General features: G+C 27.1%; 7 protein-coding genes and 1 riboswitch. Of the genes, 6 read left to right on the top strand and 1 reads right to left on the bottom strand.

The window, feature by feature from the left end; translation table 11 throughout:
* Positions 1–92: 92 nt before the first annotated feature.
* Positions 93–194, top strand: a riboswitch (purine riboswitch).
* 191 nt (positions 195–385) lie between these two features.
* From KYD98_RS04910 to KYD98_RS04920, 3 genes are all read left to right on the top strand, one after another.
* Entirely contained in the window at positions 386–1,744 is a 1,359-nt protein-coding gene (locus tag KYD98_RS04910) for a uracil-xanthine permease family protein (protein WP_219778482.1), read from the top strand.
* Between the two features lie 4 nt (positions 1,745–1,748).
* On the top strand, positions 1,749–2,321 hold the full coding sequence (locus KYD98_RS04915; RefSeq protein ID WP_219778483.1) for a xanthine phosphoribosyltransferase: 573 nt from the start codon (positions 1,749–1,751) through the stop codon (positions 2,319–2,321).
* A gap of 302 nt (positions 2,322–2,623) precedes the next feature.
* Positions 2,624–3,997, top strand: a complete 1,374-nt coding sequence (locus tag KYD98_RS04920; protein WP_219778484.1) for an MATE family efflux transporter — start codon at positions 2,624–2,626, stop codon at positions 3,995–3,997.
* 116 nt (positions 3,998–4,113) lie between these two features.
* Here KYD98_RS04920 and KYD98_RS04925 read toward each other — a convergent pair whose 3' ends face one another.
* Positions 4,114–4,554 carry a hypothetical protein gene (locus tag KYD98_RS04925; RefSeq protein WP_219778485.1) on the bottom strand — a complete coding sequence of 147 codons (441 nt, stop codon included), beginning with the start codon at positions 4,552–4,554 and terminating at the stop codon, positions 4,114–4,116.
* A 519-nt stretch (positions 4,555–5,073) separates the two neighbouring features.
* Between KYD98_RS04925 and KYD98_RS04930 the strand changes: the two genes are divergently transcribed.
* The 3 genes from KYD98_RS04930 to KYD98_RS04940 all read left to right on the top strand — a co-directional run bounded on the left by KYD98_RS04930 (position 5,074) and on the right by KYD98_RS04940 (position 12,796).
* Positions 5,074–8,514 (top strand): pyruvate carboxylase, encoded by a 3,441-nt coding sequence (locus tag KYD98_RS04930; protein ID WP_219778486.1) that lies wholly within the window; start codon positions 5,074–5,076, stop codon positions 8,512–8,514.
* A gap of 391 nt (positions 8,515–8,905) precedes the next feature.
* Positions 8,906–11,911 (top strand): type I pullulanase, encoded by a 3,006-nt coding sequence (pulA, locus tag KYD98_RS04935; protein WP_219778487.1) that lies wholly within the window; start codon positions 8,906–8,908, stop codon positions 11,909–11,911.
* Between the two features lie 405 nt (positions 11,912–12,316).
* Positions 12,317–12,796 (top strand): methylated-DNA--[protein]-cysteine S-methyltransferase, encoded by a 480-nt coding sequence (locus KYD98_RS04940; RefSeq protein ID WP_219778488.1) that lies wholly within the window; start codon positions 12,317–12,319, stop codon positions 12,794–12,796.
* Positions 12,797–12,825: the final 29 nt, after the last annotated feature.

A 12,825-nucleotide genomic window follows, 5' to 3' on the forward strand; every position in this document is an offset into this window, starting at 1 on the left:
TATTGAATAATAAATATTAAACATAATATTTATATATAAAAATTATAAAAAAAATTATATGTTTGAATAAATAATTTTTATGTGATATAATTTCAACAACCATACAAAAGACTCGTATATTTCCGATAATATGGTTGGAAAGTTTCTACCTGCTAGCCGTAAATTAGCAGACTACGGGGTATTGTTATAATTTTAGATGTAATTATTTATCTAGAAATGCAACACCTCAATTTTTATAATTGAGGTGTTTTTTTTATTCTTTAATAAATTACAAAAGTTAAAAGTTTAGCATAGCTATTTTGTTCCTTATAAAGTATTAGAGGTATTTATCAATAATTACGATGTCTTAAGTATGAGTATACAGTTACAAAGGGGGATAAAAAATATGCAATTAACTAAAAGCGAAGAATATGGATTAAATAATAAAATCCATGTAAAAGATGAAGATGATATACAATTACTTTATGGCATTGATGATAAGCCAAGCTTAACTATGCAAATTTTATTAGGTTTACAAAATATATTTGCAGCATTTGGAGGAATTATCGTAGTACCATTAGTTATTTCGAGTGTGTTAGGATTTGATTCAGCTACATCTACAGCACTTATGAGTGCAACAATTTTATCAGCAGGTTTAGCTACATTCATTCAATCAAGGGGAATAGGCCCGGTTGGAGCTAGAGTGGCATGTATAATGGGAACAGATTTTACATTTGTAGCCCCTTCAATAGCTATTGGAAGTGTTTTTGGACTTCCAGGGATATTAGGTGCAACAATATTAGGAGCATTTGTAGAAGTGATTTTAAGTTTTCTTATAAGACCATTAATGAAGCTATTTCCACCATTAGTTACAGGTACTGTTGTGTCTTTAATAGGGCTAACATTACTTCCGGTATCTATGGATTGGGCAGCAGGAGGGGTTGGATCACCTCAATATGGAAGCTTGATTAATATTGCAATAGCAATGGTTGTACTACTTGTTACTTTGATTTTAAACAGATATGGAAAAGGACTAGTAAGTAGTGCTTCTATTTTAATTGGAATGATAGTAGGTTATATTGTATGTATTCCTTTTGGAATGATAGATATGACTTCAGTTAAAGAAGCAAGTTTTTTATCATTTCCTAAAATATTTTCATATGGAGTAGTTTTTGATTGGAAAGTAGTAGTACCATTTATACCTGCATATTGTGTTGCTACTATAGGAACCGTTGGGTGTTTAAAAGCAATAGGAGAAGTTTCAAGAACTAATATGGATGATAAGAAAATTGGTGCTGGTGTTTTATCAGATGGTGTTGGAAGTATGCTAGCAGGTATACTTGGAACATTTCCTAATACTTCGTTTAGTCAAAATGTTGGATTAATACCTTTGACTAAAGTAGCTAGTAGACATGTTGCTGTAATGGCAGGAATTATGTTGATGATTTTAGGATTTTTCCCTAAATTTGCAGCTCTTATAAATATAATGCCACAACCTGTGTTAGGTGGAGTTGGTATAGTTATGTTTGGTACTGTAGCAGCATCAGGAATAAAAACTTTAAGCAAAGTAAAGTTAAATAATCGTAATTTATTAATAGTTGCAACGTCGCTTGGATTAGGTGTTGGAATTACATTTAGACCAGAATTTATAGGACAACTACCTGAAGGATTAAAAATGTTATTTGCATCAGGAATTTCAACAGGAACAATTGTAGCTTTAATTTTAAATTTAATATTAAAAGAAGAAAAAAGTGAGGTAGAATAGAAAGATGGAAAGTTTACATAAACGTATATTAGAAGAAGGAAAAGCATTATCAGAAAATGTATTAAAGGTTGATTCATTTTTAAATCATCAAGTAGATCCAGATTTAATGTATGAAATGGGAACATATTTTAAAAAGTATTTTGAAGCACATAAAATAACGAAAATATTTACAATAGAAAGTTCAGGTATAGCGCCATCTGTTATGACGGCAATGCAAATGAATTTACCTATGGTTATATTAAAGAAGCAAAGTTCTAAAATATTAAAAGGCGATGTATATCAAACAACAGTACATTCATTCACTAAAGATATGAATTATGAATTAACACTGCAAAAAAAATACATAAATGAAGATGATAATATATTAATAATAGACGACTTTTTAGCTAATGGTGAAGCTGCTTTAGGTGCAGCTAGATTAGTTGAAGGAGCAGGAGCAAAAGTTGGAGGAATCGGAATTGTAATAGAAAAATCATTCCAACCAGGTCCTCAATTATTAAAAGAAAAAGGGTATGATGTATATTCTTTAGCAAGAATAGCTAAACTTGGTAAGGGAAATATAGAATTTGTAAAATAATAATTGTATTGATTGTTAGATAAAGTACATAAATAAAAAATATATATAACATAGAAGCTATCTCAAATACATAAATATGTTTTTGAGATAGCTTCTTTTTATTATGCGAGGAACTTATATATAAAAATTATTATATATGATTCTAACCGGATAATATTAATACATATATTTATTTCATGTGCCTTAAATAAAATATCATAAATATACTAAGTTAATTAGAAAAAATAAGTATTTTATGATAGTATGTTACATGGAATTAAAGAAATTAAAATTTAACTACGTACGATAAAGGGGGAGGAATAATGACAGTTACAAAACATTTAAATAATATTATAAAAGATAAAGCATTTATTACTAAAACTATGGCAATTGCGATTCCAGTAATGTTGCAAGCTTTGCTTAATACGACTTTAAATCTTGTAGATACTATGATGATTGGACAATTAGGGGAAAGTACCATTGCAGCTGTAGGACTTGCTAATAAAGTATTTTTTGTATTTACATTATTATTATTTGGAATTGTAAGTGGTTCTTCAATATTAACTGCTCAATATTGGGGAAAAAAAGACATCTTTAATATAAGAAGAGTTTTAGGAATGTCTTTAATTATTGGGTTAGTAGGTTCAATTATATTTGTTGTTCCTAGTTTAATATGTCCTAAAATGGTTATGAGAATTTTTACACCAAGTGGAGCTACAATAGGAACAGGAGCAGCGTATTTATCAATAGTTGCACTTAGCTATCCATTAACAGCAGTGACAAATGCATATATATCGCTTTTGAGAGCTGTAAACAAAGTAAAAGCACCTGTTGTAATAAGTTTATTTTCAATCAGTATTAATGTAATATTAAATTATATATTAATATTTGGACATTTTGGAGTATCAGCATTAGGGGTTAGAGGAGCTGCGATTGCAACATTAGTTGCTAGAAGTTTTGAATGTATATCTATTTTATTAGTTGTATATTTAAATGAAGGTCCAGCTGCCGCAAAACTAAAAGAACTTATAAATTTTGATAAACAATTTATAAAGATGTTCTTTATTACTGTATCACCAGTAATTGCAAATGAATTTATATGGGGATTAGGTGTTACTATGTATTCTTTAGTATATGGAAGAATGGGAGACGGAGCGGTTGCAGCTATTACAATAACACAAACAGTAGAGCAAATAACATTTGTTATGTTCCAAGGGATTAGTGCAGCTACATCTGTTATATTAGGAAATGAATTAGGAGCAAATAAATTAAAAAAAGCAGAAGAACATGCAAAATATCTTATTACATTGCAATTTATATTTACAATAATAGTAGGAGTAATATGCTTTTTTAGCAGATGGCCATTAATTAAATTATTTACTGTAACAGACTTAGTAGCAATGGATATTAGTAAATGCTTAATAGTGTTTATATTATATTTGCCATTTAAAATGTTTAATATAGTAAATATTACAGGAATATTAAGAAGTGGAGGAGATACTAAAGCTGCACTATTTTTAGATTTTACAGGAGTATGGTTTATAGGGATACCATTAACATATTTAGGTGGAATAGTATTTAGCCTACCTATATATTGGGTATATGTATTAGTTTTAGCAGAAGAAATATATAAATTTATTTTAGGAACTAAAAGATATAAACAGAAAAAATGGGTTAGAAACATTGTTGATGTATAAATCGTATTTATAGATAAAAAAGATGTTTCAAAATAGTATTAATATTTTAGTATAAAAAAAGTTTCTAAGTTCTAAAAAAGTTTTGTTTTTAACTTGAACTTACAAACTTTTTTTTATTATTCTGAAGTTATTTTCTCCATATATTTACGATTAAAACTATTATTAAGTACTTTATATGTTTTATAAAAATCACTATCATTATAAATAATTAAGTACTCTTTACCAAGCGTATAAATATATAAATTATTTTTACCACTTTCATAAATACATATTTCATAAGAACCTTTAGTTCTATTTTTTGATGTATCTCCAGAATATTCAATAAGTTCTACATTGGAAAGATTAGATAAAATACTTTCTATCTGATTTTTATCTTCAATATAATTTTCAGTTCTAGAATTAATACCTCTAATATAAAGTTTGTTTATATTTTCTTTATCACAATGAACAGAGAAAATATTACCAAGAGTTGTGTTTTTAGGATGAAAGTAATATAGCAAAAAAATTGCTAAAATAATTATTAATATAAATAGAATATACTTTTTGAAATTTTTCATATAGTATCTCCTTGCATAATAGATTTTATTTCTATTTAATTATATCAATTTAATTCCATTAATAAAATAAATTTACTATTATCTAAATAGTTTAAAACATTCTTTATAATAATAAGCAATTAAGTATATTAATTAAGGTTAATACAGAAAATAAGTTTTAGATATAATTATAATTTTACTTATATAATATTACGAACTTTATTAAAAATAAAAAATTTATTCTACAATATATTTAGATTAGATATTTAAATATATATTTTATATTAAAGTACTGATATAATAACTATTAAATAATATATAATTATATATAAAATGACATAAATAATATTATAAATAAAAATAAATAACGAATATTAAGTGTTAAATTGCAAGGAATGTGCTATAATTTGTATATTATTATTTAATTAAACATAAGATTGGTTTAATAATGATTTAAACTATAATTTTTATATTTAGTTTATTTGTAATTATAAATTATATTAATAACTAAATTAAAAAGCGTTAAAGGAGTGTATTTTATTGGGGAAAAAATTTAAAAGAGTATTAGTTGCTAATAGAGGAGAAATTGCAATAAGAATTTTTAGAGCTTGTCATGAACTAGGAATAAGAACAGTAGCAATATATTCAGAAGAAGACAAACGTGCTCTTTTTAGAACTAAAGCTCATGAAGCTTATCAAATTGGTAAAAATAAAGGACCTGTTGAGGCTTATTTAAATATTGATGAAATTATAAGTCTTGCATTAAAGAAAAATGTTGATGCAATACATCCAGGATATGGATTCTTATCAGAAAATGCTGAATTTGCAAGAAGATGTGAAGAGGCAGGTATAGAGTTTATAGGTCCAACATCAGATATGATGGAGCAAGTAGGCGATAAGATCAAATCAAAAATAGTAGCGAAAAACGTTGGAGTTCCAGTTATACCAGGAATTGAAAAACCAATAATAGATGAAGAAGAAGCAAAGAATGTTGCAAATATGTGTGGTTATCCTGTTATGATAAAAGCTGCTGCTGGTGGTGGCGGTAGAGGAATGAGAATAGTAAGAAAAGAAGAAGAACTTATAGAAGCTTTTAAAAATGCTAAAAATGAAGCTAAAAAAGCTTTTGGTATAGATGATATGTTTATCGAAAAATACATAGAAGGACCAAAACATATTGAAATTCAAATTCTTGGAGATAAACATGGAAATATAGTACATCTTTATGAAAGAGATTGTTCTATTCAAAGAAGGCATCAAAAGGTTATAGAAATTAGTCCAGCATTATCTTTAACAGAAGAAAAAAGAAAAGAAATATGTCAAGATGCATTAAAAATAGCTAAACATGTAAATTATAGAAATGCAGGAACTTTGGAATTTTTAGTAGATATGCATGGAAATCATTATTTTATAGAAATGAATCCAAGAGTACAAGTAGAGCATACAATTACTGAAATGACTACAGGAATAGATATAGTTCAAAGTCAAATTTTAATAGCACAAGGGTATGAATTAAATTCTAAAGAAATAGGAATATATTCTCAAGATGATATAAAGCCAAGAGGGTATGCTATTCAATGTAGAATAACAACTGAAGATCCATCAAATAATTTTTCTCCAGATACAGGAAAGATAGATGTGTATAGAACTTCATCTGGATTTGGAATAAGACTCGATGGAGGAAATGGATTTAGTGGAGCTGTAATTAGTCCATATTATGATAGTTTACTTGTGAAAACAACCTCATATTCTAGGACATTTGAAGATGCAGTTAGAAAATCTATACGTGCTATTAAAGAAACAACTATTACAGGAATTAAAACTAATGTAGATTTTTTAATAAATGTATTAAATAATGAACAATTTAAAAAAGGTGAATGCGATACTAATTTTATATCAGAAAACCCTCAATTATTTGATATAAATCCAAGAACTGATTCTGAATATAGAATTTTAAAATTTACTGGAGAGAAAATAGTAAATGAAACTAAAGGAATAAAAAGAGAATATGATGTTCCTGTAATTCCTAAAATAAAAACTTTAGATGGATTAGCTGGAACAAAGCAAATATTAGATTCAGAAGGTCCAGAAGGAGTTGTAAAATGGATTAAAAATCAGAATAAACTGTTACTTACTGACACTACTATGAGAGATGCACAACAATCTCTAATGGCAACTCGTGTTAGAAGTAGAGATATGATAAATATTGCAAAGGCAACAGCTAAATATGGAAATGATTTATTCTCACTTGAAATGTGGGGTGGAGCTACATTTGATACTTCATATAGATTTTTAAAAGAATGTCCATGGAAAAGACTTGAAGAATTAAGAAAAAGAATACCTAATGTTATGTTCCAAATGCTTATTAGAGGAGCAAATGCTGTAGGATATAAAAACTATCCTGATAATGTTATAAGAGAATTCATAAAAGAATCTGCTGATAGTGGAATAGATATATTTAGAATATTTGATTCTCTTAATTGGCTAAAGGGAATAGAAGTATCATTAGATGAAGTATTAAAGTGTAATAAGGTAGCAGAGGTCGCTTTATGTTATACTGGAGATATTTTAGATACTAATAGAGATAAATATACACTTAAATATTATGTAGATAAAGCTAAAGAAATTGAAAAGATGGGAGCACATATCTTAGCTATAAAAGATATGTCAGCATTACTTAAACCTTATGCTGCTAAAAAGCTTATAAAAGCATTAAAAGATGAAATTTCAATACCAATCCATCTTCATACACATGATACTACAGGTAATGGTGTAGCAACTGTTTTAATGGCAGCAGATGCAGGAGTAGATATTATTGATACAACATTTAATAGTATGTCAGGACTTACAAGTCAACCAGCGATGAATTCTATTGTTGCAGCACTTGAAAATACAGGTAGAGATACAGGTATTGATTTAGGGAAAATTCAAAAAATATCTGATTATTGGAATGCTGTAAGACCAGTTTATGATCAATTTGAATCAGATTTGAAATCAGGAAGTGCTGAAATTTATAAATTTGAAATACCAGGTGGACAATATTCAAATTTAAAACCACAAGTTGAAAGCTTTGAACTTGGACATAAATTTAATGATGTTAAAAAGATGTATAAAATAGTAAATGACATGCTTGGAGATATAATAAAAGTTACTCCTTCATCAAAAATGGTTGGGGATATGGCTATATTCATGGTACAAAATGACTTAACTCCAGAAAACATATATGAAAAGGCACAAAATATGGCTTTCCCAGATTCAATAGTATCATATTTTAAAGGAATGATGGGTCAACCAGAAGGTGGATTCCCAGAAAAACTTCAAAAACTTGTTTTAAAGGGAGAAGAGCCTATAACAGTTAGACCAGGAGAATTATTACCTTCAGAAGATTTTGATAAAATAGAAAAATATTTAAAGGAAAAATATAAATATAATCCATCAAAGAAAGATTTATTAAGTTATGCATTATATCCAGATGTATTTGAAGAGTTTATAAAATTTGTATTAGAATATGGTGATGTAAGCAGAATGGGAAGTGATGTGTTCTTCCATGGATTATCAGAAGGTGAAACAAGTGAAATTGAAGTTGCTGAAGGTAAAACAATGATTGTCCAATTGATAGAAATAGGTAAATTAGACAATGAAGGATACAGAACTTTAGATTTTGAAATAAACGGAAATAGAAGAGAAATTAAAATAAAAGATAAGACTGAAAGAGCTACAAGTGCTTTAAGTTTAGATAGCATATCTAAAATGGCTGATCCTTCAAATAAATTAGAGATAGGTGCAAGTATACCAGGCAATATTATTAAGATACTTGTTAAAGAAGGGCAAGAAGTCAAAGAAGGCGAAAGTCTAGTTATTATAGAAGCTATGAAAATGGAAACTAATATTGTAGCTACTAGTGATGGTACTGTTGAAAGTATTTTTGTAGAAGAAGGTCAACAAGTTAAGACTGGTGAGTTATTAGTAAAATTAAAATAATTTTCGTATATAGTAAATTCTTTATATGATACCTCTTATATATTTATATAATGGAATAAACTTTAATGAAATTTATATATTTAGAATAATAAAAAGGCTATCTCAAATACATAATTAATATGTTTTTTGAGATAGTCTTTTTAAATTTTTTCTATAAGTTCCTAATTATACTAATAAGTAAATACTATTTATAAATATTCTAAAATTTATATTAATGAAGAAACTTTATTGAAGATTACATATAATTTTATATAAAATATACAAATAGGATATATACTTAATTTAAAATATTTATAACATAATCGAAAATTTGTAAAAAATTACAATATTTAAAAACTATAAAAAATGATACAATCTAAATGTAAATATTTACAGAAGAGAGGTATATATTATGAAAAAAAATAAGAATTTTATAGCAAGTATGTTGGTAATATTGTTTATGTTTACAATGATTCAAATACCAATTAATAAAGTACAAGCTAGCGAAACAAATGATACAGTTTATCTAAAGATAAGATATAACAGAGTGGATAGAGATTATAATGATTGGAACGTATGGTATTGGGAAAAAGACAAAGAAGGAAAAATGGCTACTTTTAGTGGAGAAGACATTGATGGAAAGTTTACAGTTATAAAAGCTGATAAGAAAATGAATCAATTATTTTTTATTATTAGAAAAGGTAATTGGGATGAAAAAGCTACTGGAGATGAAGTAATAGATTTAAATAATGGAGATAGAGAAATTATTATAAATCAAGAAAAAAAAGGAGTTAATAGAGAAGATAAAGAACTTAATAGACATTATAACAATATAAAATTAAATTTACATTATTGTAGAAATGATAAAAACTATGATTCATGGGATGTATGGTCTTGGTGTGATGACAATGATGCAAAAGGCTATCAATTTACTAAAGAAGATGAATATGGTAAGGTAGCAGAAATTAATAAATCAAATGAAAACAATAAAAAAGAAATATCTTTTATAATAAGAAAAGGTGAAGATAATTGGACATCTAAGGATATAGATAAAGATAGAAGTATAGATTTAGCATATGCAAATAATAAGGGAGAAATAAATGCATATATTCTTGATGGTGATGAAAAGGTTTATATGAATATTGATGATCAAGCAAGAAATAGAATAACTTCTTTGAAAATTGATTCAATTAATGAGATTAATTTTAAATTAAATGTTGAAAATTTTAATGTTGAAAATTTTATTTTAAAGGAAAATGGTATCGTTATCAGTAAGGATTTATATTCTATTGATCTTGATAAAAGTGGAGTAAAAGGTAGCATTAAACTCAAAAAAAATATAGATTTAAAAAAGATATACTCTTTAGAGATTCCTGGTTATGGAATGAAAAATGCTGATTTAAGAAAAGTATATGAAAGTAAGGAATTTGAAAATTTATATTCATATGATGGAAATTTGGGAGCAATTTATAATAATAATGAAACAAACTTTATTTTATGGGCACCAACTGCAAGTGATGTAAAGGTAGCTCTTTATGGAAAAGATGGAAAATCATATTGTTCACCAGTTGAAAAAACATTAGATATGATTAAAGGTGAAAATGGAATTTGGACAGCTAAAGAAAATGGAGATTTAGATGGAGTTTATTATAATTATTTAGTAACTATCAATGGAAAAGAAAATGAAGTTACAGATCCTTATGCAAAAGCAGTTGGAGTGAATGGAAATAGAGGAATGGTAGTTAATTTAGAGTCAACAAATCCATCTGGATGGGAAAATGATAAAAGACCAGAACTTAAAAATCCAACAGATGCTACAATTTATGAAATGCATATTAGAGATTTATCTATAGATGAAAATTCAGGAATTAATTTGGAATATAGAGGAAAATATAAAGGTGTTTGGCAAGATGGCACAACAATTCCAGATGGAGATATTAAAACAGGAGTTGCTCATTTAAAAGAATTAGGAGTGAATACTGTTCAATTAATGCCAAGTTTTGATTATACATCAGTGGATGAAACTAAACTTAATGTACCACAATTTAATTGGGGATATGATCCTCAGAATTATAATGTTCCAGAGGGTTCATATTCATCCAATCCTTATGATGGAAAAATTAGAATAAAAGAGTTTAAAGAAATGGTAAATGAACTCCATAAACAAGGCATAAGAGTTATTATGGATGTAGTTTATAATCATACTGATTCAAGCCAAAATTCAATGCTTAATTTAGCTGTACCAGATTATTATTATCGTCAAGATGCAGAAGGAAATTTTTCTAATGGTTCTGGTTGTCGTAGTGAAGTGGCATCAGATCGTTCAATGGCTAGAAAACTTATTATTGATTCAGTTAAATATTGGATAGAAGAGTATCATATTGATGGATTTAGATTTGATTTAATGGCAAATCATGATATTGAAACTATGAAACAAATAAGAAATGAGTTAGATAAAATTGATAAAGATATATTAATGTATGGAGAAGGATGGGCTGGTGGCCCATGTGCATTACCAGAAAAGAAACAATCATTAAAAATTAATGCATCTGAATTTGGAAAAATGCAAATAGGTATGTTTAGTGATGATATAAGAGATGGATTAAAAGGAAATGTATTTAATGATATTGAACCAGCATTTATTAATGGACAACCAGGATTTGAAGATTGGGTAAAATTTGGAATAGTGGGATCAACTAAACATGATAATATAGATTATGGAAGAGTAAATTATTCAAAAAAACCATGGGCAAATGAACCTTATCAAGCAATAAATTATGTATCATGTCATGATGATTTAACTTTATGGGATAGGCTACAAACTGTTGAACCTAATAAATCAGATAAAGAATTACAAGATATGAATAAGATTGCAGCAGCAGTTGTGTTTACATCACAAGGTATTCCATTTATTCAAGCAGGAGAAGAGTTTGCCAGAACAAAAGTTAATGAAGATGGAAGTCTTAATAAAAATAGTTATACGTCTTCAGATGAAGTTAATAAATTAGATTGGAATAGAATAGAAAAATATAGAAATTTATATGAATATTACAAAGGGTTAATTGAACTAAGAAAATCACATAAAGCTTTTAGAATGGGTAAAACTGAAGATATTCAACAAAACCTTAAGTTTTTAGAAAAAGGAAAAGATTTCAATGAAGATAATGTTGTTGCATATACTTTAGATGGTAAAGCGGTAGGTGATAACTGGGGGAATATTGCAGTTATATTCAATTCAAATTCAAAACCAGTTGAAATAACTTTACCAGATAATAATTGGACAATTGTAGTGAATAAAGATAAAGCAGGAGTAGAAGGATTAAGTAAAGTAGAAGGCGGAAAAATTAGTGTACCAGCTAATACATCTTATGTACTTGTTGATACAGAAAGTTATGAAGAAAATAATAATGTAAAATAATTAAATAAGAAATATGTGAAGAGATTGCATTAAAATATAAATTTAAAAATCAAATGTATCTGCTTCACATATTTTTATGTATTTTTCAGGTAAATATGAAAAATATCTAATCATTATATACTCGTTTTCACAAGCTTTTCATAGGTATATCTTAAGATATGCACTCAGATAAATATATAAATTGACACTTAATAAAGTTTGATTTATTCTTAGGTTGTATATGTGCTTTAAGGCAAGAATAAATAATGATATGCAAAACCATTATTTTTGCACTAGGTTTGGAAAGGGTGAATAGTTAAACCTCCAGATTTTTCTCACATACGTTTGAAAACCTAGATGTGTAAAAATAGACAGTTCACAGTGACTTTGGTGTTTTTTTTATATGTTATAAAAGGAGATGATAGGATGAAAAACATATTTTTTTATCAAACAGAGATTGGGGAAATAGGAATTGCTGAAAATGGAAATGCCATTACAAATCTGTATTTTAAAAGAATAGAATTAATAGATAATTTTAATTTGGCAGAAACTAAGCTTATAAAAGAAGCATACTCTCAATTGAAAAATTATCTTTTAGGAGATATAAAAAAATTTACATTGCCACTTAATCCTGAAGGAACTGATTTTATGAAGAAGGTTTGGAATTCATTAACGCTTATTCCATATGGTCAGACTTGTACATATAAAGAAGTTGCAAAATCTACTGGTAATGAAAAGGCATCAAGAGCAGTAGGACTTGCAAATAATAAAAATCCAATTCCTATTTTTATTCCTTGTCATAGAGTAATTGGAGCAAATGGTAAATTAGTTGGATACTCAGGTGGAATAGATATAAAAAAATATCTTTTAAATTTAGAAAGAACCAATATAAAAGATATTTTTTAAAAGTATAGATTTATGCTGTTTTATAAAAT

This window comes from Clostridium weizhouense (genome assembly GCF_019431045.1).
Lineage (GTDB): Bacteria > Bacillota > Clostridia > Clostridiales > Clostridiaceae > Clostridium > Clostridium weizhouense.